The organism is Citrobacter sp. CK198, assembly GCF_030333295.1.
GTDB lineage: Bacteria > Pseudomonadota > Gammaproteobacteria > Enterobacterales > Enterobacteriaceae > Citrobacter_B > Citrobacter_B koseri.
In genome coordinates, this window is sequence record NZ_JAOWGE010000027.1 from 76,235 (window position 1) to 95,678 (window position 19,444).

Here is a 19,444-nt window from a genome sequence, read left to right on the forward strand (position 1 = left end):
GGTTATAATCCTGCCCACGCTTTTTCGTCATGGAACCGTTATGCGCATCCTTCACACCTCTGACTGGCATCTGGGACAAAACTTCTACAGCAAAAGCCGCGCCGCCGAGCACCAGGCGTTTCTCGACTGGCTGCTGGAAACCGCGCAATCTCACCAGGTGGATGCGATTATTGTCGCGGGTGACATTTTTGATACAGGATCGCCGCCAAGCTATGCCCGCGAGTTGTATAACCGGTTTGTTGTCAATTTACAGCAAACCGGCTGTCATCTGGTGGTGCTGGCCGGAAACCATGACTCCGTCGCCACGCTCAACGAATCCCGCGATATTCTGGCGTTTCTCAACACCACCGTGGTCGCCAGCGCAGGCCACGCGCCGCAGTACCTTTACCGTCGCGATGGTACGCCGGGCGCCGTGCTTTGCCCGATTCCGTTTTTACGCCCGCGCGACATCATCACCAGCCAGGCGGGGCTTTCGGGCAATGAAAAACAGCAGCATCTGCTCGGGGCGATCACGGATTACTACCAACAACAGTATCAGGAAGCCTGTAAGCTGCGCGGCGACGGCGATCAAACTCTGCCGGTTATCGCCACCGGGCACCTGACCACCGTCGGCGCCAGTAAAAGTGACGCGGTACGTGACATCTATATCGGCACGCTGGACGCCTTCCCGGCGCAAAACTTCCCTCCTGCCGATTATATCGCGCTGGGACACATTCACCGGGCGCAGATCATTGGCGGCACGGAACACATCCGCTACTGCGGCTCTCCGATCGCGCTGAGCTTTGATGAGTGCGGCAAAAGCAAATGCGTCCATCTGGTCAGTTTTGCAAACGGCAAATTACATCAAGTAGAGAACCTCACCGTTCCCGTCACTCAACCGCTGGCGGTGCTGAAAGGCGATCTGGCCTCCATCACCGAACAACTTGAGCAATGGCGCGATGTTCACCAGGAGCCTCCCGTCTGGCTGGATATTGAAATCACCACCGACGAATACCTTCACGATATGCAGCGCAAAATTCAGGCATTAACGGAGTCGCTGCCCGTTGAGGTTTTACTGGTGCGCCGCAGTCGGGAAAATCGCGAACGCATTATGGCTAACGAACGACGTGAAACCCTGAGCGAACTGCGCGTGGAAGACGTTTTTACCCGCCGTCTGGCGCTGGAAGAGCTGGATGAACCCCAGCGTGAACGTCTGACGCAGCTTTTTACCACCACCCTACATTCGCTGTCCGGGGAGCATGACGCATGAAGATTCTCAGCCTGCGCCTGAAAAACCTCAACTCCCTGAAGGGAGAATGGAAAGTCGATTTCACGGCAGAACCTTTTGCCAGCAACGGGCTGTTTGCCATCACCGGGCCGACCGGCGCGGGGAAAACCACGCTGCTCGACGCCATCTGTCTTGCGCTCTATCACGAGACACCGCGCCTGAGCACCGTTTCGCAATCGCAAAACGATCTGATGACCCGCGATACGGCCGAATGCCTCGCCGAAGTGGAGTTCGAGGTTAAAGGCGACTCTTACCGCGCTTTCTGGAGCCAGAACCGCGCCCGCAATCAGCCGGACGGAAACCTGCAAGTGCCGCGCGTGGAGCTGGCGCGCTGCGCCGACGGAAAAATCCTCGCCGATAAGGTCAAAGATAAGCTGGAGATGACGGCATCGCTCACCGGGCTGGATTACGGACGCTTTACCCGCTCCATGCTGCTGTCGCAGGGGCAGTTCGCTGCGTTTCTCAATGCGAAGCCGAAAGAACGCGCCGAGCTTCTGGAAGAGCTGACCGGAACCGAAATCTACGGGCAGATCTCCGCGCTGGTGTTTGAAAAGCACAAGACCGCCCGCACCGACCTGGAAAAGCTTCAGGCGCAGGCCAGCGGCCTCTCGCTGTTAGCGCCGGAGCAGCAGCATTCCCTCAATGAAAGTTTGCAGGCGCTCACTGACGAAGAAAAACAGCTGCTCGCCCGCCAGCAGCTTCACCAGCAACATCTGCACTGGCTGACCCGTCAGAATGAGTTGCAGGCTGAAATGAATCGCCGCCAGCAGGCGCTGCGGGTTGCCCAGGAAGAACAGGAAAACGCGCAGCCGCAGCTGGCCGCGCTGAACCTGGCGCATCCTGCCCGGCAGTTACGTCCACACTGGGAACGCATTGAGGAACAAACCGCTGCCGCCGGGCGCACACGCCAGCAAATTCAGGAAGTAAATACTCGCTTACAAAGCGTATTACACCTGCGCAGCCGCATTCGACACAGCGCTCAACAACAATCCGCCGAACTGCGCGCCACCATGCAGACGCTGACCGGGTGGCTCACCGAACATGAACGCTTCCGCTTGTGGAGCAGTGAACTGGCAGGCTGGCGTGCGCTGTTTGCTCAACAGTCCAGCGATAAAGCGCAGTTGCTTAAATGGCAGCAGCAGTGTGCAAGCGATATCCGCAAGCGTGACGCGCTTCCACCGAATCCTCTGACGCTTACGCCAGAAGAGGCCACGGCAGCGCTGGCGCAGCATACGCAACAGCAGCCGCTGCGTCAGCGGCTCGCCAGCCTGCATGGGCAGATAGCGCCTAAGCAAAAACGACGGGAACAGTTGCAAACCGCGATCCAGAATAGTCAGCAGGAGTTGGCCCGACGCAGTGCGGCGCTGGAGGATAAGCGACAGAAATATAAAGAAAAAAATCAGCAGTTCATGGATGTGAAAACGATTTGCGAGCAGGAGGCGCGCATCAAAGATCTGGAAAGCCAGCGAGCGCTGCTGCAATCCGGCCAGCCATGCCCGCTCTGCGGCTCGACCTCGCATCCGGCGATTGCATCCTATCAGGCACTCGAACCCGGCGTGAATCAGGCGCGGCGCGATGCACTGGAAAAAGAGGTCAAGACGCTGGCGGAAGAAGGCGCCGCCTTACGCGGGCAACTGGAAACATTAACGCAGCAGCTACACCGCGACGAAAGCGAAGCGCAGGCACTGGTAAAAGAGGAGCAAGCGCTCACTCAAGAATGGCAAACGCTGTGTGACGCGCTGAACGTTACGCTGCACCCTCAGGACGATATTTCACCGTGGCTGACCGCCCGGCAGGACTATGAACAACAGCTGTATCAGCTCAGCCAGCGCCATATGTTGCAGGCGCAGATCGCCGCCCATACCGGGCAGGTTACGCAATTTCAGCAGCAAATCGACCAGCGTCAAACCACGCTGCTGTCTGAACTACGCCGCTACGGGTTATCCCTGCCCGCCGACGGAGAAGAAGCGTCGTGGTTAAACGCCCGCGCGGATGACGCGCAAACATGGCAACAGCGCCAGACGGAACTGGGCGAGCTACAAACGCGCATCGCGCAGTTGACTCCCCTGCTGGAGACACTACCGGAAACAAATATTCTCCCGGAGAGCGATGAGCGCGTGGCGCTGGATAACTGGCGGCAGGTACATGATGATTGCGTTTCGCTACAGAGCCAGTGGCAGACCTTGCAGCAGCAGGAAGCGCAGGAAATGCAGCGGATAGCACAGGCGCAGGCGCACTTTGACGCCGCGCTCAAGGCCAGCGTATTTGACGATCGCGCCGCCTTCCTTGCCGCGCTGCTGGATGATGAGGCCATCGCCCGCCTCGAACAACATCGCCAGGCGCTGGAAAACCAGTTACAGCAGGCGCAGGCCTTAGCCGCTCAGGCGAGCCAGGCGCTGGCAGAACATCAACAACATCCGCCCGAAGGGCTGGATCTCACGCTCACGCCTGAACACATTCAGCAGGCCGTGACGCAATTAACCGGACAACTGCGGGACAATACGACGCGTCAGGGGGAGATCCGCCAGCAGCTCAAACAGGATGCGGGTAACCGCCAACAGCAGCAGTCTCTGATGCTGGAGATTGAAAACGCCTCGCAGCAGGTGGAGGACTGGGGTTATCTGAACGCGTTAATCGGCTCTAAAGAGGGCGATAAATTCCGCAAATTTGCTCAGGGACTGACGCTGGATAACCTGGTCTGGCTGGCGAACAATCAGCTGACTCGCCTGCATGGTCGTTACCTGCTCCAGCGCAAGGCCAGCGAAGCGCTGGAACTGGAGGTGGTCGATACCTGGCAAGCGGATGCCGTTCGCGATACCCGCACGCTGTCCGGCGGCGAAAGTTTCCTGGTCAGTCTGGCGCTGGCGCTGGCGTTGTCCGATCTGGTCAGCCACAAAACGCGCATCGACTCCCTGTTCCTTGATGAAGGGTTCGGCACGCTGGACAGCGAGACGCTGGATACCGCGCTGGATGCCCTGGACGCGCTGAATGCCACCGGTAAGACGATTGGCGTAATAAGCCATGTGGAAGCGATGAAAGAACGCATTCCTGTGCAAATTAAGGTGAAGAAAATCAACGGGCTGGGTTACAGCAAACTGGATAAGATGTTTGCTGTGGAATGACGGTTGTTTTGCCGGATGGCGGCGTAAACGCCTTATCCGGCCTACAGGGAGCACGTTGTAGGCCCGGTAAGCATAGCTCCACCGGGCACTATGCCGGATGGCGGCGTAAACGCCTTATCCGGCCTACAGAGTGCACGTTGTAGGCCCGGTAAGCGTAGCGCCACCGGGCATTACGCCGGATGGCGGCGTAACCGCCTTATCCGGCCTACAGGGAGTACGTTGTAGGCCCGGTAAGCGTAGCGCCACCGGGCATTATGCCTTATCCGGCAAAAAACGATTTACTCCTGCGGCCACAACCATGCCGCGCCGCGAACGCCGCTGGAATCGCCATGTAACGCCTTACGGACCGGCGTTTCGCATTCGCCGCCAAAAACAAACGGTTTAATCAACGATGGCACGGTGTTGTACAACCGATCGACATTGCTCATCCCGCCGCCTAACACGATAACGTCCGGGTCGAGGATGTTGACCACATGGGCTAACGATTTCGCCAGGCGCAGTTCATAACGACTAAGCGCCCGTTCCGCCAGCGCGTCCTGCTCGTTAACCAGACGGATAATGTCATTCCCTTTCAGCGGATGACCACTCAGACGATGGTAATCCGTGGCAAACCCGGTTCCTGAGATAAAGGTTTCAATGCAGCCTTGTTTGCCACAATAGCAGGGCACTTCTTCACGGTAGCGTAGTTCATCTTCATCCATCCACGGCAAGGGATTGTGCCCCCACTCGCCTGCCGTACCGTTGCCGCCGGTATGCGCCCGACCGTTCAGCGCCACGCCAGCCCCGCACCCGGTGCCGATGATCACCGCAAAAACGGTCTGCGCTCCGGCCGCCGCGCCATCCACCGCTTCGGACACCGCCAGACAATTGGCGTCGTTCGCCAGGCGCACTTCCCGCTGCAAACGCGCACTCAAATCTTTATCGAACGGCTGACCGTTAAGCCAGGTTGAGTTGGCGTTCTTTACCACGCCGGTATAAGGCGAGATCGAACCGGGAATACCCATCCCTACCGTACCCGTCTGGCCCGTCGCCTTTTCCGCCATCTCGACCAGCGAAGCGATGGTCTCTATCGTTTGTCGATAATCATCCCGCGGCGTAGGCAGACGATGGCGAAACAGCTGTTCCCCCGCATCGCCGAGCGCAATCACTTCCGTTTTCGTGCCGCCTAAATCAATACCTATACGCACACATCGCTCCTCATTTTTAGGGAATATCAACAGAGTAGAGGCGGGTGTTCTGGTTGGCAATGCAAGCCCGCCGACAATTCGTTATTATACCCGCTGGATTTAACGACAAGGCCGTGGAAATTATCATGCTGTGGTTCAAAAATTTAATGGTTTACCGTCTTAGCCGCGATATTTCGTTGCGCGCCGAGGAGATGGAAAAACAGCTAGCCTCGATGACGTTTACCCCTTGCGGCAGCCAGGATATGGCAAAAATGGGCTGGGTTCCGCCAATGGGCTCGCACAGCGATGCGTTAACGCATACCGCCAATGGCCAAATTATTATCTGCGCGCGTAAAGAAGAGAAGATTCTGCCGTCGCCGGTAATCAAGCAAGCGCTGGAAGCGAAAATCGCCAAACTGGAAGCTGACCAGGGGCGCAAGCTGAAAAAAACGGAAAAAGACTCGCTGAAAGATGAAGTGCTGCACTCACTGTTGCCGCGCGCCTTTAGCCGTTTTAGTCAGACAATGATGTGGATCGACACCGTTAACGGTCTGATCATGGTCGATTGCGCAAGCGCTAAAAAAGCGGAAGATACGCTGGCGCTGCTGCGTAAAAGCCTCGGCTCGCTGCCGGTGGTTCCGCTGGCGCTGGAAAATCCTATCGAGCTGACGCTCACCGAATGGGTGCGTTCCGGTACGGTGGCGCAGGGATTCCAGTTGCTGGACGAAGCAGAGCTGAAAGCAATGCTGGAAGACGGCGGCGTGATCCGCGCGAAGAAACAGGATCTGGTCAGCGACGAGATCGCCGTGCACATTGAAGCGGGTAAAGTGGTCACGAAACTGGCGCTCGACTGGCAGCAGCGCATTCAGTTTTTGATCTGCGATGACGGTTCGATCAAACGCCTGAAGTTCAGCGATGAACTGCGCGATCAAAACGAAGATATCGATCGCGAAGACTACGCTCAGCGTTTTGATGCCGATTTCATTCTGATGACGGGTGAGTTGGCGGCGTTAATTCAAAGCCTGGTTGAAGGTCTGGGCGGCGAAGCGCAACGCTAAGTGAATATTCCCTCTCCGCCAGGAGAGGGAAGCGCCATTATAAATAGCGGCAAAGATAGGACGTCGGTTCAGCCACCTGCAAATGGAACTCACTTTGGCCAGGGACGTTAAACACCTCGCCCGCCGCGTAGACTTTCCACTCGGTTTCCCCCGGAAGCAGTACGTTCAACGCGCCACTGACCACCGTCATCTCCTCCGGCGCGGCAGTGCTAAAGGCATATTCGCCTTCCGCCATCACGCCGACACTGGCGCGGCCAGTACTGCTGCTGGTAAAGCCGATTGATTTCACTTTGCCGGAAAAGTATTCGTTACTTTGTAGCATAAACTGGCCCTTTCTCATGGTTACGTTAAGCACCAATATAGGGTCGCGACCTTCTGCCTGTCACGCAAAATTAACCGAGTAATTCCGAAGCCAGCCGTGCAATCAAGACATTAGAGAGCAAGACCGGAACATCCAGCGCTCTTTGCAATAAATCACGATGACGCTGATTAAATCCAATGGAATCCAGCATGATCACATCCGCGCCCTGTTCCAGCAAATCTTTACCGGCATCAATCAGTTGTTGTTCCGATCCCTGAACGGGATTCGCCAAAGAAAAGACCGGAGGACGTTGTAAGACCTGCCATTTTCTCGCCTGCACATCCAGTAACTCTTCAACCGGCACAATCACGCCCACCTGGTGGCCATCAACAATCGACGCCACTAACGGCGGGATAATACGCAACGGCTCCAGCAGGATCGTGTTACGCGCGGTCATACTGTTAATCGCGGCGGTATTCATCAATAAAATGACATCGTAGCCCTGGTTATCCAGCACTTCGATAATACTTTGCAGGTCGCGCTCCACTTTCTGGCGCGAAACATGGACGATTTGGTTATCACTGAGCAACGTTAATAGCGGATCGTCTCCGGCCTCGACGGCGTACTCCGCCAACACCTCTTCACGGCTGATCTCACCCAACAGACTATGATGGGTAATATGTTGCTCATCGATATACTCCGTCAGAAGCGGCAGCACTTCGCTCATTGGCACAACGCCGATCGTGAGGATAGCCAACGACGCACTCATTTTCTGTTCCACCTTCTTTTTACTTCGTCGTTAATTCCCGGGTAAATGCCTGGACACTTACCTGCCCTGCGCTACAAATGCAGAAAAGCGTAGCAGGAGATCGGCAATGCATTGTGTAAAGATTCCAAATCACTCCAGTAGTATATTGTTATCGTTTAATTTTCAGTTTTAGCAGAATGCGGCAATGAGTGAAAAGTGTGATGCAAGTACGTTGTGACGTGACTCAGTCGCCTTGCCGGGCGTTCCACACTTCAGGATTTATCAGCTTTTATCGGGATCTTCATAGCGCGTTTTGGCATCCATCGCTTCCTGCGCGGAAGGATGCTCGCTGATCAGTGCGTTAGGTTCGGGATAGTCGGCGCGAAGCTGATACCAGGTCACCGTCTGACCTGGCGTTCCTTTCTCAACGGTGACGATATACGCTTCCCGGGGATAAGGCGGTTTTGTTGGCATAGTTCTTCCTTTTTACTGGATGAACTTTAATTATAGACGCCGCCCTGCAATCGTTGCGCCGCCTGCGACAACGCGGTAAGAATTTCAGAAACAACCTGGTCAGGGGCATGGCTCGCATCGATGATGTAATGCGCGGCTTCACGATACAGCGCGTCGCGCTGTTCGAGCACTTCCTGCACCTCTTCACTTAAGGGCTTGCCGGTTAGCGTCGGGCGCAGTCCCTCTTCTGGCGCAGCCTCCAGCCGGTTCACCAGCGTGGACACTGGCGCGCTTAAATAAATCACAATGCCATTTTCGCGCATATAGCGACGATTGTATTCGGTGAGGATGATCCCTCCCCCCGTCGCAACCACCGTTGACGGCGCGGTAACCGCCTTCAGCGCTGCTGTTTCTCTGGCGCGAAAGCTGTCCCACCCTTCCCGGTCAACAATCTCCGCAACCGTCATCTGGACGTGCGATTGCAACCACCGATCGGTATCGACAAACTGGAAATCCACTGCCTGCGCAAGCGCCATACCGGTTGTTGTTTTACCACAGCCGCGAGGGCCAACAAGAAAGAGAGGTTGCGTCATAGCGGGCTTTCCCCAGAGAGCCGCAAAGGTGCGGGATCTGATGTCATCAAAGTAATAATCATACCACCAAACTAGTACATCGTTAAATGTAAATAAATCATTCCACAAAAACCGTGAAAGATTGTACGCGCTTACTATAACAAGAAATCATCAGCAGCAAAGTGTAAAAATAACATTACATTTAGCGCGTTCTGCGCTGGACTTCCAGCCACCACTTATCCAGCTCGGCGGCGAAATGCTGGCGATCGCGCGGAGAAAGGCTGTCCGGCCCGCCCGTCTGAATCCCGCTGGCGCGCAGGGTATCCATAAAATCACGCATTGTCAGGCGTTCGCGGATCGTTGACTCCGTATAGCGTTCACCGCGTGGATTCAGCGCCGCCGCCCCTTTTTCCAGCACTTCAGAGGCCAGCGGGATATCCGCCGTAATGACCAAATCTCCGGCTTCGCACTGACGCACAATCTCGTTGTCAGCGACATCAAATCCGGCGGGTACGCGCAGTGTACGGATAAAACGCGAAGGCGGTACGCGTAAATTCTGGTTTGCCACCAGAATAAGCGGCATCTGCATACGTTCAGACGCACGGTACAAAATCTCTTTAATCACATTCGGACACGCATCCGCATCCACCCATATTGTCATAACCGCTCCAGGCTCATGTGCAATCGTCTATTGTCTCGTGCTTTTGTCTTCCGTCAAAGTGCTGTTTCTCCTTCATGAGACTTTCAATCCACGTTAAGCTAATAACCCCAACTAAAAATACGCATAGGGAGTGACGAAATGGAGAAGAAAATCGGTTTTATCGGTTGCGGTAATATGGGAAAAGCCATTCTGGGCGGCCTGATTGCCAGCGGTCAGGTTCTCCCCGGGCAAATCTGGGTCTATACCCCGTCCCCGGATAACGTCGCCGCGCTGCACGATCGGTACGGCATCAATGCGGCGCAGAGTGCGCAGGACGTCGCGCAGGTTGCGGATATCGTTTTCGGCGCCGTGAAGCCGGGCATCATGATTAAAGTGCTGAGCGAAATCAGCTCCAGCCTGAACAAAGACTCATTAGTCGTCTCTATCGCTGCGGGGGTCACGCTCGATCAGCTGGCGCGCGCGCTGGGGCACGATCGCAAAATTGTTCGCGCGATGCCAAACACGCCGTCTTTAGTCAACGCGGGCATGACCTCCATAACGCCAAATGCGCTGGTCACGCCGGAAGATACCGCTGACGTGCTGAACATTTTCCGCTGCTTTGGCGAAGCGGAAGTGATTGCCGAGTCGATGATCCACCCCGTCGTTGGGGTCAGCGGTTCCGCTCCGGCTTATGTCTTCATGTTTATTGAGGCGATGGCCGATGCTGCGGTGCTGGGCGGAATGCCTCGCGCGCAGGCCTATAAATTCGCCGCGCAGGCCGTAATGGGCTCCGCCAAAATGGTGCTCGAAACGGGTAAACATCCGGGTGAACTGAAAGATATGGTGTGCTCGCCTGGCGGGACGACCATTGAAGCCGTTCGCGTGCTGGAGGAGCGAGGGTTCCGGGCGTCGATTATCGAAGCGATGGCGAAGTGTATGGAAAAATCAGAGAAACTCAGTAAATCCTGAGCCAGTTGCCGGACGTCAGGCCGCCACTTCGGTACGGTTACGTCCGGCGTTCTTTGCTTTATAAAGCGCCATATCCGCCGATTTCAGCCATTCCCGGTAGTGTCCGATTTGCGTGGTCAATGGCGCAACGCCCACGCTGATGCGCAAAATAACCTGTGGCGCGCACGGCAGGCGTAACGCGTTTAATCGCTCATGAACCCGCGACATCGCGGCAATCGCGTTATCCGCTGGCGTACCGCACATGATCACCGCAAACTCGTCGCCGCCAAAACGTCCTATCACATCGCTGCCGCGCAGCGTCATCTGCAACTGGCGCGTCAGGGCAATAATCGCCTCATCTCCGACATCGTGCCCCCAGGTATCGTTAATGCTCTTAAAGTGATCGATATCGATGATGAGCAACGTGGCGTCCCGGTGGTAGCGGCGACAGTTATCAAATTCATTACGCAACAATATTTCCCAGTGACGCCGGTTATAGACGCCGGTCATGCCATCCCGCATGCTCATCACCTGTAGCCTGCGTTTATGTTCCGCCAGTTTGGTCGCCGTCTGGTAACTCACCCAGGCAAACAGCAAGGGATAAATCACAATCACCGGCAGGGAGAACCACCACTCCAGCGGCGCGCTGCGAAAAGCCACGGTAATTCCGGTCAGCTGTAACGTCACCAGACATGACACAACCATTAACACCATACCGGCAATAAAGAGCCGCAGCCCTCCCGCGCCCATCAAATTCATACACATCATCATCAGCAGAGCCGTGGAGGGCAGCACGTTGACGCCCATCACCCCAACCCAGACGCCAGCAAGAATGGCGTCCGCCTTTAAGTTGTATATTTCCCGGCTTAAAGGATCGATGGCTTTACTCGCCAGTTGCCACGCCAGGTGCGGCCAGACGAAAGACCAGCCGACCAGAAACAACCACCATCCTCCCGTAATCGGTTGTGAAGCCAGTACGGCGGCGATCGGGAGAAACATCCATCCCAGTCCTACCGCACGCGGCAGTCTCACCCGCCTGGCGAATCGCAGCCCGGAGCGTTGATGGTCATTTTGAGGAGAGTGAGGTGGCTCACTCTGTGCGACCGCTTTTTTGTAAAAGTTTTCATCATTCATTATTTTTTGGGAACATTCTGAAACAATTTTCCCAAATTATAGAGAGGGGGATTGTGAAGGAAGTATGAAATTTCGGGTGAGTGATTTTCTCAGCTCACCCGTTAGCACTATGCGGATTTTTTCAGACAGGCACTCATAAACTTGCTGCGATCGTCGCCTTTCAGCGACTGGTCCGTCGCCTGCTGGTTGCACTCACGCATTCTCTGTTGCTGCGGCGTCAGGCTTTTCTCACCAGGGGCGGATTTACTGTTTTTCAGGCAATCGCTCATGTAGGTCTTACGCGCATCCCCTTTTAACGCCTGCGCCGTCGCCTGCTGATTGCAGCTCGTCATACGCTGTTGTTGCGGGGTTAATGTCTTCTCGGCAGCGCCGACGGCGGTTAAAAAAACCAGCCCAAACAGCAGGGTAACCAGTAATGTTATTTTCATAGCACCATCCTTCTGTGAGTATTGACACTACACGTCATCCTTCTGGTTACGTGCGCCGTAACCGAAGGAGGCTAACTCTAAGTCTGGCTGCTGACGACGAAAATACCACCTGACGGCAAAAGTATTGCCGTCAGGAGTCCGTTTACTTCAGTCCCAACGCCGCTTTCATGGTGTAAAACAGATCGGTCTGGTCCGTTAATCCGACGACATTCGCCGCATGCGGGCCGTATGCGGCAATGCGCAACTGGCTGCCGGTATGTTCCTGCGACTCCTCTTCCGAGTTGCCGTAGCTGATGACCATCACCGCGCCATCTTTGGTATTTAACGCCTGCGTCAGTCCCGGCGCTTTGCTTTCCGGCGCGATAATCTGGCTGGAATGCGCATGATCGGCAGTCACCACAACCAGGGTATTGCCCTCTTTTTTAGCGAATGCGAGCGCACGCTGTACGGCTTCGTCCAGATCGACCGTTTCGCCGATCTGCCCGCATGGGTTGGCGGCGTGATCCTGTTTATCGATGGATGCGCCTTCAACCTGCAAGAAGAAGCCTTTTTCATTCTTACTCAACAGCTCAATCGCTTTGTCCGTCATTTGCGCCAGCGTAGGCACGGTATCATCACGCTGCGGGTTTGCCTTGCAGGTCACCGCAGGTTGTTCAAGGTTGCCGTGATAAGAGGCTTTCGGGCCTTCCCAGCGAACCGGCATGTTGCCGTCGGAGAACAAGCCCAGCAGCGGCTTATCCTGATTTGCCGCCGTTACCGCCTTCAGCGAGGCGGCATCGTTCATCAGCTGATATCCCCGCGCCAGCGCCTGCTCACGCAGCGTTTTCCCCTGCCATTCGCCTGCTGTCGCCATTTCAGCAAAGGTGGCCGCACCGCCGCCAAGCGTAACGTCCGCCCGCGCATTCAGCAGTTGCTCGGTGATCGACCCTTTTCCACCCTTCTCCAGCGCGTTTGTCGGGCAAAGAGTGCTGGTAAGGCTGGGGCCGTAGCATTTGCGTGAGGTTACATGGGAGACTAACGCGGCGGGTGTCGCATCCTGTAATTCTGCGGTCGAGACGTTGCCCGTCGCCAGACCTGCCGCTTTGGCCATCTCCAGGATCGTGGTGTGATCTTTTTCGTGGATATCGACGCCTAACGCGCCGTTATAGGTTTTAACTCCCGTCGACCACGCCGTTGCCGACGCGGCGGAATCTGTGACGTAATCCGGTTTGCCCGTTTCTTTATCCAGCGCGTAATGGGTGTATTGCCCGGTCAACGGTAAAGCATCAATTCCTTTAAAAAAGCCGCCGGCCCCTTGCGCATAATTTCGCGCCGCAGTGATTTCAGAATCCCCCATACCGTCGCCAATCAGCAGGATAATATTTTTGGCCGGTTTATCGCTCAGCGAATCTCGCAGCGCCGCCGTTTGATCGCCCGCTAATCGGCGCGCCCCGCCTGGCGTGGTAATATCTCCCTGTGCGGCACGATTATCCAGCACCGTCATCGCGGACGTCCTGGCATGCGTAATGGGGGTAAACAGCAGAGGTAACAGGGCAATAGCAATAGCGCTTTGTTTCACTTTATTTTCTCCATGTGCCTACCCTAAATAATTCGGGTTACAGAAAGCCAATACATATGCAACCTGAAGTACAACGGGTATAAATACAGTAAAATAAAAACAAAGCGACTATAGGTAACTGACGTGACAAGGTTATGACAGTGTTTACTCTGAATACGATCAGCTACGAGGATGCCTCAGTAACTTTTTTACATACTGGCGCAGCAATTCCGTATCGTAATCTGGAACGCTGGCATCCGGCTTTACGCCGTCGAGCGCATCCTCAACCTGATGAATGAGCTTCTGCTGCTCATTTTGCGCCATATTACGCAGCATCGCCGTGACAATAATCTCTAACGCTTCTACCTGAGCAACCAGTTCTTTCGACTCTTCTTCTTTTTGGGCGAGCCTCAGCAACAACTCTGAAATGAGATTTTTCATGACCGTATTTCCTTATCCGAGGAATGCTGACGTTATCATTATGGTTCACGACTGCCTAGAGGGTAAAAGTAGTATTTTTATGATAAAGGAAAGACTTTCTGTAAATAATGCGCTGACAAAATGGAGCGAAACGTTTCTCGCGAGAAAATAATTCAACCGTAAAAAATCAGGGTATATATAGTCACGCCATTGCATAAATTAAAGTTATGGTAAATACGCCAAAATTTAACTTAAAGCGTATCGCCATAATATATTTGATATCCCAGATTGACCCTGTCCAGCGTCTCTTTTCCGCCCAGACGTTTAATCAGCATATCTGCGGCTACGCTTCCCATATCGTAGCGGGGGGTAATCACGCTCGCTATTTTTTGCAAACGTGCGCGGCCGATTTCCAGGCCATGAAATCCGGCAATAGCAACCTGTTGCGGAACGGGGATCTGCTGCGACTGACACTCCAGCAGCGCGCCAACGGCTAAGTCGTCATTGGTGCAAAAAATCGCGTTAATATCCGGTCTGTCGCGCATCGTCTGCAAAAACAACTGACGACCTAAGGCCAGTGACGAAATGGCTTTTGGCACCACATGGTAAGGCTGTAACCCCTGTTCGTTCAGCGCACGCTCAACGCCGCGATAGCGACTGACATCACGCGGGTCGTCCATTGAGCCGAAAAACGCCACGGCGCGTTTTCCCGCCTCCAGAAACGCCTGAGTCATATCCCACGCGGCTTTTTCGTTATCAATACCAACCTGCATATCCAGACAATGCTCGGTGATATCCATTAACTCCGCCACGGGGATACCGCTGGCGCGCACATACTGCACCATACGTTCAGTATGTTGTTTTCCGGTCAGAATCAGCGCATCAATGTTGTAGGAGAGCAGGTTAAGCACTTCGCGCTCTTCCCGCTCCGGGTCATATTCATAGTTAGCGATCAGCGTCTGGTATTGGTGAGCGGAAGTCACCGATTCAATCCCCGCCAGGACATCGGCAAAAATCTGGTTGCGAAAGGAGGGAATCAGCACCCCGATCGTTTTACTGCGCGCATTAAGCAAAATCTCGGGGGCGCGATTGGGAATATAATTATTCTCCTCCATGATCTTCGAAATCAGCTCGCGGCTACGCTGCGAGACCTGATTGGGATCGCGAAGATAACGGCTTACCGTCATCTTATTTAGCCCAGCCAGCGTGGCGATATCCTGCAAGGTCATCCGATTGTTTTTCATGAAGTTCTCTGCGAAAGACAGCGTGATCAATTCGCAGAGAACCTTAACACAGCCAGCGAGGGACTGCATCTTATCCGACCGGATTAGCCCACCGCTTTCCCGGTTTGTAAGGATGTGGACGACGGCGCCTGGTTAGCGCGCACGTTATACATCAATACCACCGAGGCCAGCAGGGAAATCGCCATAAAGGTGTACGAAACGCCCGGCCCGCCCGTCAGACCATTGAGATACCCCACCAGCCATGCGCCGAGGAATGCCCCTAACGCGCCGAAACTGTTGATTAAGCCCATCGACACGCCCGCCACATTACGCGGCAACAGTTCAGGAATTAAGGCAAAAAACGGGCCGTAAGGCGCGTACATGCAGGCTGCGGCAACCACCAGCAATCCATAAGAGAGCCAGAAAGCGTTGCTCCCCAACAGCCAGGAACATAAGAAAGCGATGGCGGCAATCAGCAGCAACGGCCAGATAAACAGCTTACGGTTCTGAAACTTATCCGATAACCACGATACGGTAAGCATCAGACAGATCGCCGCCAGATAAGGCACGGCGGCCAGCCAGCCGACGGATACGATATCCATTTGGGCCGCTGATTTCAGGATGGATGGCATCCACATCATGAATCCGTACACGCCGATACTCCACAAAGCATGTACCGCGCACAGCATGACAACGTTACGCGAGCGCATGGCTTCGCCGTAGTTACGTACCGGTTTAATATGGGTTTGCTCACGATCCATCGCCTGTTGCAGCGTCTCTTTTTCCTCCGCCGTCAGCCAGCTGGCATCGGCCGGTTTATCACGAACCAGCACCCACCAACAAAATGCCCACAGTACCGCCGGGATGCCCTCAATAATGAACATCTCGCGCCATCCCCAGGCCTGAATCAGATAACCGGAGACAATCGACATCCACAACACGGTGACCGGATTACCCAAAATCAAAAAGGTATTCGCCCGCGAGCGCTCGGTTTTCGTAAACCAGTTGCTGATATAAATCAGCATGGCTGGCATCACCGCCGCCTCAACCACGCCAAGAGTAAAACGGATCGCCATCAGCATGGGAATATTACTGACAAACCCCGTCGCGGCGGCACATATTCCCCACAGAATCAGGCTGAAAAAGATCATTTTCCGTACGCTGCGTTTAACGGCGTACAAAGCTCCCGGCACCTGAAAAAAGAAATACCCGAGGAAAAAAAGCGCGCCAATTAAGGATGCAGTTCCTTTCGTAATACCCAGATCGGTTTCAATACCTGCCGCGGCGGCAAAACCATAATTGGCGCGATCGAGATACGCTAAGCTGTAAGTAATAAAAATAATCGGCATTAAATACCACCAGCGCCGGGCTGGTAATTTAGCAAGAGCGTTCATACACATTCCTTTTGATAATGAGTCTATACCGCAGCTAACATTCCGCCGTCGACGAAGAGAATATGACCGTTAACAAAATTCGAGGCCGGGGCCGCAAGATAAACTGCCGCGCCAATCAACTCCTCCGGCTTTCCCCAACGCGCGGCAGGCGTGCGCTGGTACAGCCAGGCAGAAAAGGCGTCGTCGTTCACCAGCGCTTCCGTCATCTCTGTGGCAAAATAGCCCGGCGCAATGCCGTTAACCTGAATATTATATTCCGCCAGTTCCACGCACATTCCTCGCGTCAACATTTTCACCGCGCCTTTTGAGGCAGCGTAGGGTGTAATTGTTTTCCGGCCTAATTCACTCTGCATGGAACAAATATTAATAATCTTCCCTTCCCGGCGCGCCATCATATATTTGGCTACCTGTTGAGAAACAAGGAAGACGGATTTCTGATTGACATCAATAACGCGATCCCACTCTGCTTCAGGAAATTCCGTCAGGGGGTAACGACGCTGGATACCGGCATTATTGATGAGAATATCAATCGCCCCAATTTCCTGCTCAATATGCGCAATCGCTTTTTCCACCTCCGCCGCGTGAGTGACATCAAACCCATAACCCACGGCGTCATAACCCAGAGCCGTCAGTGTGCTCGCGGCCTGTTCCGCCCGCTGCTGCGTAATGTCGTTAATCACCAGGCTGGCGCCATGCTCTGCCAGCCCCCTTGCCAGCAAATTACCGATTCCCTGCGCTGACCCCGTAATCAATGCGCGTTTACCTGCAAGACTAAAAATATTTTTCATCAAAAACCTCTTTTTCGATAGCTGTTACGCGTAACTGTATACGCGTAACAGTAGAAAAAAGAAGTTCTCTTACACAACTAATGGTCAATTTGTGATCTACATTGGATTTGGCAGCAAAGAAAGGATCATGTACAGAATGCTTTCTGCACATGATCACGATTAGCAGCGGATCTCAGGCAGCGTAACGGCGGCGCAACGCAATCGCCAGTTGCCAGATATTCACCAGCACAATGAGCGCCGTCGCGACAAATACCCAGCGAAAGCCCGCCATCGCCGATACGGACGCCCCCATCAGCGGCCCGGCCACATTTCCGAGATACATAAACGACTGGTTATAACCAAAGATACGGCCGGTTATTCGATCGCTGGAATACTTCACCAATAAGGTCTGTACGGCAGGCAGCATCGCGCCATCGGCAAAACCTAACAGAAAACGCAGAACCCCCAACTGGAACGGCGTCGTCACCCACGACATGGCGAAAAACAGCACCACGGCACAGACCAGCGTCGCCATCAGAATCCTTTCCGTCCCGATCCTGTCGCCAAGTTTGCCAAGGCGGGGGGCGGAAATGAGCGCTGAAACGCCGGGCACCGACGCAATTAACCCGCTCAAAAAGGCAATGTTCGTGCTGTCCGGCAGCATGGATTTGATAAACAGCGCCAGGATGGGGCTGATCGAACCGTTACAGAGCTGGATCACCATCGTCGTAAAAAACAGGCTAATCACCAGACCCGGATAGGGCAATGAGGCAAAAACCGCTTTGCCGCTCAGTCGTTCACTCTTTTTGAGAGCCGGACGAACGCCCTCTTTAATTAAAAACAGCGTTACCAGAAAGCTCACCATCAACAACGTGGCGGTAATAAAAAAGACCGCCCGCAGCCCGATATGATCGGCAATAACTCCGCCCATTAACGGCCCGCCGATCACCCCGCTGATCTGGGCGGTGGAAAGCGTGCTGAGCGCCCAGCCGCTACGCTCTCTCGGCACCTGCGAAGCCACCAGCGCCATCGCGTTAGGAATGTACCCGGAGGTAAGCCCCATGACGCCGCGCAAAAGAAACAGTTGCCAGACATTGGTCGCAAACGCCTGAAGTAAAATCGCGATCGCCATGCCGAGCGATGCGCGCAGTAGCATCAGTTTGCGGCCTTTACGGTCAGCCAGACTGCCCCACATGGGCGAAACAATCGCGGAGATGAGAAAGGTGATACTGAAGGTTAAGCCAGACCACATGGAGAGCGCTTCATGCGAAGTGACGCCCATTTGCGAGATATACAGCGGTAAAAATGGCAGGATCTGACTGATCGCCAGCCCGGTAAAAAAGCAGCCGAACCAGACGGAGATAAGATTAACCTTCCAGGATTCCATAAGTGCTCATAACGATAAATAGCTGAAAACGCTCACCAGCTTAGCAAGTTGCGCCAGCAGAAGCGGTTCCAGAGATGCGGTAACCTCTATTTTGCTATTTTATCTCCCCGTTCATCAGATTTGTGAAATATGTCACATTATATACCCGCTCAGAACAGGGATTTATGCTTCAACGACAAAGCCCGTATCCGCGCATACCGAGATGGAAATGGTTGGCATGCGCGGCGTTGTACTCCGGCCCCAGTCCATTGCCATAATAAGTGCAACTGCCGTTAAGCATCGCACGCAGCCAGGGGGCGGTTTTCTCATCCTTCCATCCCCGCAGAACCGTAACTTTTCGACCGTCCGCCAGTTGAAAACCGCTGATATCCCACGCCTGTGCGCTGGCATGTTCACTGCGACGCGCATCCGCCCGGTGATAGATATTGCGACAGGCATAGCTGCCAAGGTGCTCAATACGGGTCAGTTGACTGCCCATAAACGACTGGGTTAGCGGTTTCGCCTGGCGCGCCACAAACAGCGCAGAACTCAGCGCCAGCGGGCAAGAGGCCAGGAAACTGCTGCTCAACGACACGGAGCCAAAATGCCTGACCCGTACCACGTCTGACAGCGGACATTCGCCCGCGCTGTCGGCAACGGGTTGCGACGAGATCATTCCCTGGCGATTGGCCTGCTCAAGTAATCCCTGGCACTGTTGCGGCGTCAGACGCTGTAGTTTGAATTTGGTGAGCCAGCCCGGAGGGTCGGACAGTCGCAGAGGAACAAAAGGATTGTAATACGACGGAAGAGAGCGGTAACCCACCACCCCCACGGCCCCCAGCAGCACAATCGCAAGCCAACCCTTACCTTTCACGCCCCCTCCTCTCTGATTCCCTTAAA

19 protein-coding genes are annotated in these 19,444 nt (G+C 54.6%); 4 read left to right on the plus strand and 15 right to left on the minus strand.

Annotation, left to right across the window (positions count from 1 at the left end; translation table 11 throughout):
* The first annotated feature begins 40 nt into the window (after window positions 1-40).
* Together sbcD and sbcC are read left to right on the plus strand one after the other, a co-directional pair.
* Window positions 41-1,249 carry an exonuclease subunit SbcD gene (gene sbcD, locus OGY62_RS05415; RefSeq protein ID WP_049009678.1) on the plus strand — a complete coding sequence of 403 codons (1,209 nt, stop codon included), beginning with the start codon at window positions 41-43 and terminating at the stop codon, window positions 1,247-1,249.
* The gene (gene sbcC / locus OGY62_RS05420) at window positions 1,246-4,389 is read left to right on the plus strand and encodes an exonuclease subunit SbcC (protein WP_286459295.1); all 3,144 of its coding nucleotides are present in this window, start codon (window positions 1,246-1,248) and stop codon (window positions 4,387-4,389) included. The genes sbcD and sbcC overlap by 4 nt, the downstream gene beginning before the upstream one ends.
* A gap of 278 nt (window positions 4,390-4,667) precedes the next feature.
* Here the strand turns inward: sbcC and mak are convergent, their stop codons facing one another.
* Window positions 4,668-5,576, minus strand: coding sequence for a fructokinase (gene mak, locus OGY62_RS05425; RefSeq protein ID WP_047458524.1), 909 nt, complete (start codon window positions 5,574-5,576; stop codon window positions 4,668-4,670).
* A gap of 125 nt (window positions 5,577-5,701) precedes the next feature.
* Between mak and rdgC the strand changes: the two genes are divergently transcribed.
* Window positions 5,702-6,613, plus strand: coding sequence for a recombination-associated protein RdgC (rdgC, locus tag OGY62_RS05430; protein WP_024130604.1), 912 nt, complete (start codon window positions 5,702-5,704; stop codon window positions 6,611-6,613).
* A gap of 37 nt (window positions 6,614-6,650) precedes the next feature.
* Here the strand turns inward: rdgC and ppnP are convergent, their stop codons facing one another.
* The 5 genes from ppnP to OGY62_RS05455 form a co-directional block, all read right to left on the minus strand.
* Entirely contained in the window at window positions 6,651-6,935 is a 285-nt protein-coding gene (gene ppnP, locus OGY62_RS05435) for a pyrimidine/purine nucleoside phosphorylase (RefSeq protein WP_024130605.1), read from the minus strand.
* Window positions 6,936-7,005: 70 nt separating this feature from the next.
* On the minus strand, window positions 7,006-7,683 hold the full coding sequence (locus OGY62_RS05440; RefSeq protein WP_012133600.1) for an AroM family protein: 678 nt from the start codon (window positions 7,681-7,683) through the stop codon (window positions 7,006-7,008).
* A 261-nt stretch (window positions 7,684-7,944) separates the two neighbouring features.
* On the minus strand, window positions 7,945-8,136 hold the full coding sequence (gene yaiA, locus OGY62_RS05445) for a protein YaiA (RefSeq protein ID WP_012133601.1): 192 nt from the start codon (window positions 8,134-8,136) through the stop codon (window positions 7,945-7,947).
* A 26-nt stretch (window positions 8,137-8,162) separates the two neighbouring features.
* Window positions 8,163-8,708 carry a shikimate kinase AroL gene (gene aroL, locus OGY62_RS05450; protein WP_114847702.1) on the minus strand — a complete coding sequence of 182 codons (546 nt, stop codon included), beginning with the start codon at window positions 8,706-8,708 and terminating at the stop codon, window positions 8,163-8,165.
* A 181-nt stretch (window positions 8,709-8,889) separates the two neighbouring features.
* Entirely contained in the window at window positions 8,890-9,348 is a 459-nt protein-coding gene (locus OGY62_RS05455; RefSeq protein ID WP_012133603.1) for a YaiI/YqxD family protein, read from the minus strand.
* Between the two features lie 138 nt (window positions 9,349-9,486).
* On the opposite strand from OGY62_RS05455, the gene proC reads away from it, so the two are divergent.
* Window positions 9,487-10,296, plus strand: a complete 810-nt coding sequence (gene proC, locus OGY62_RS05460) for a pyrroline-5-carboxylate reductase (protein WP_047458533.1) — start codon at window positions 9,487-9,489, stop codon at window positions 10,294-10,296.
* Window positions 10,297-10,311: 15 nt separating this feature from the next.
* Here the strand turns inward: proC and adrA are convergent, their stop codons facing one another.
* From adrA to OGY62_RS05505, 9 genes are all read right to left on the minus strand, one after another.
* Entirely contained in the window at window positions 10,312-11,409 is a 1,098-nt protein-coding gene (gene adrA / locus OGY62_RS05465) for a diguanylate cyclase AdrA (protein WP_286459296.1), read from the minus strand.
* 107 nt (window positions 11,410-11,516) lie between these two features.
* Window positions 11,517-11,837, minus strand: a complete 321-nt coding sequence (gene psiF, locus OGY62_RS05470) for a phosphate starvation-inducible protein PsiF (protein ID WP_012133606.1) — start codon at window positions 11,835-11,837, stop codon at window positions 11,517-11,519.
* Between the two features lie 142 nt (window positions 11,838-11,979).
* Window positions 11,980-13,395, minus strand: a complete 1,416-nt coding sequence (phoA, locus tag OGY62_RS05475; protein WP_286459297.1) for an alkaline phosphatase — start codon at window positions 13,393-13,395, stop codon at window positions 11,980-11,982.
* 159 nt (window positions 13,396-13,554) lie between these two features.
* The gene (iraP, locus tag OGY62_RS05480) at window positions 13,555-13,815 is read right to left on the minus strand and encodes an anti-adapter protein IraP (RefSeq protein WP_012133608.1); all 261 of its coding nucleotides are present in this window, start codon (window positions 13,813-13,815) and stop codon (window positions 13,555-13,557) included.
* 230 nt (window positions 13,816-14,045) lie between these two features.
* Entirely contained in the window at window positions 14,046-15,038 is a 993-nt protein-coding gene (gene idnR / locus OGY62_RS05485) for a DNA-binding transcriptional regulator IdnR (RefSeq protein ID WP_024130607.1), read from the minus strand.
* An 83-nt stretch (window positions 15,039-15,121) separates the two neighbouring features.
* A complete protein-coding gene (locus OGY62_RS05490; protein ID WP_024130608.1) occupies window positions 15,122-16,411 on the minus strand; it encodes an MFS transporter in 1,290 nt (429 codons plus the stop codon).
* A 23-nt stretch (window positions 16,412-16,434) separates the two neighbouring features.
* Complete coding sequence (idnO, locus tag OGY62_RS05495; protein WP_112002465.1) at window positions 16,435-17,199, minus strand: gluconate 5-dehydrogenase; 765 nt, start codon at window positions 17,197-17,199, stop codon at window positions 16,435-16,437.
* A 172-nt stretch (window positions 17,200-17,371) separates the two neighbouring features.
* Window positions 17,372-18,565: a multidrug efflux MFS transporter gene (locus tag OGY62_RS05500; RefSeq protein ID WP_286459298.1), complete on the minus strand. Its 1,194-nt coding sequence runs from the start codon at window positions 18,563-18,565 to the stop codon at window positions 17,372-17,374.
* Window positions 18,566-18,734: 169 nt separating this feature from the next.
* A complete protein-coding gene (locus OGY62_RS05505) occupies window positions 18,735-19,418 on the minus strand; it encodes an extensin-like domain-containing protein (RefSeq protein WP_286459299.1) in 684 nt (227 codons plus the stop codon).
* Between the last annotated feature and the right edge of the window lie 26 nt (window positions 19,419-19,444).

What these genes read in the sequence shown, in the direction of transcription:
- sbcD (WP_049009678.1), top strand. Translation starts at nt 41, where the DNA reads ATGCGCATCCTTCACACCTCTGACTGGCATCTGGGACAAAACTTCTAC.
- sbcC (WP_286459295.1), top strand. Translation starts at nt 1,246, where the DNA reads ATGAAGATTCTCAGCCTGCGCCTGAAAAACCTCAACTCCCTGAAGGGA.
- rdgC (WP_024130604.1), top strand. Translation starts at nt 5,702, where the DNA reads ATGCTGTGGTTCAAAAATTTAATGGTTTACCGTCTTAGCCGCGATATT.
- ppnP (WP_024130605.1), bottom strand. Translation starts at nt 6,935, where the DNA reads ATGCTACAAAGTAACGAATACTTTTCCGGCAAAGTGAAATCAATCGGC.
- OGY62_RS05440 (WP_012133600.1), bottom strand. Translation starts at nt 7,683, where the DNA reads ATGAGTGCGTCGTTGGCTATCCTCACGATCGGCGTTGTGCCAATGAGC.
- yaiA (WP_012133601.1), bottom strand. Translation starts at nt 8,136, where the DNA reads ATGCCAACAAAACCGCCTTATCCCCGGGAAGCGTATATCGTCACCGTT.
- aroL (WP_114847702.1), bottom strand. Translation starts at nt 8,708, where the DNA reads ATGACGCAACCTCTCTTTCTTGTTGGCCCTCGCGGCTGTGGTAAAACA.
- OGY62_RS05455 (WP_012133603.1), bottom strand. Translation starts at nt 9,348, where the DNA reads ATGACAATATGGGTGGATGCGGATGCGTGTCCGAATGTGATTAAAGAG.
- proC (WP_047458533.1), top strand. Translation starts at nt 9,487, where the DNA reads ATGGAGAAGAAAATCGGTTTTATCGGTTGCGGTAATATGGGAAAAGCC.
- adrA (WP_286459296.1), bottom strand. Translation starts at nt 11,409, where the DNA reads ATGAATGATGAAAACTTTTACAAAAAAGCGGTCGCACAGAGTGAGCCA.
- psiF (WP_012133606.1), bottom strand. Translation starts at nt 11,837, where the DNA reads ATGAAAATAACATTACTGGTTACCCTGCTGTTTGGGCTGGTTTTTTTA.
- iraP (WP_012133608.1), bottom strand. Translation starts at nt 13,815, where the DNA reads ATGAAAAATCTCATTTCAGAGTTGTTGCTGAGGCTCGCCCAAAAAGAA.
- idnR (WP_024130607.1), bottom strand. Translation starts at nt 15,038, where the DNA reads ATGAAAAACAATCGGATGACCTTGCAGGATATCGCCACGCTGGCTGGG.
- OGY62_RS05490 (WP_024130608.1), bottom strand. Translation starts at nt 16,411, where the DNA reads ATGAACGCTCTTGCTAAATTACCAGCCCGGCGCTGGTGGTATTTAATG.
- idnO (WP_112002465.1), bottom strand. Translation starts at nt 17,199, where the DNA reads ATGAAAAATATTTTTAGTCTTGCAGGTAAACGCGCATTGATTACGGGG.
- OGY62_RS05500 (WP_286459298.1), bottom strand. Translation starts at nt 18,565, where the DNA reads ATGGAATCCTGGAAGGTTAATCTTATCTCCGTCTGGTTCGGCTGCTTT.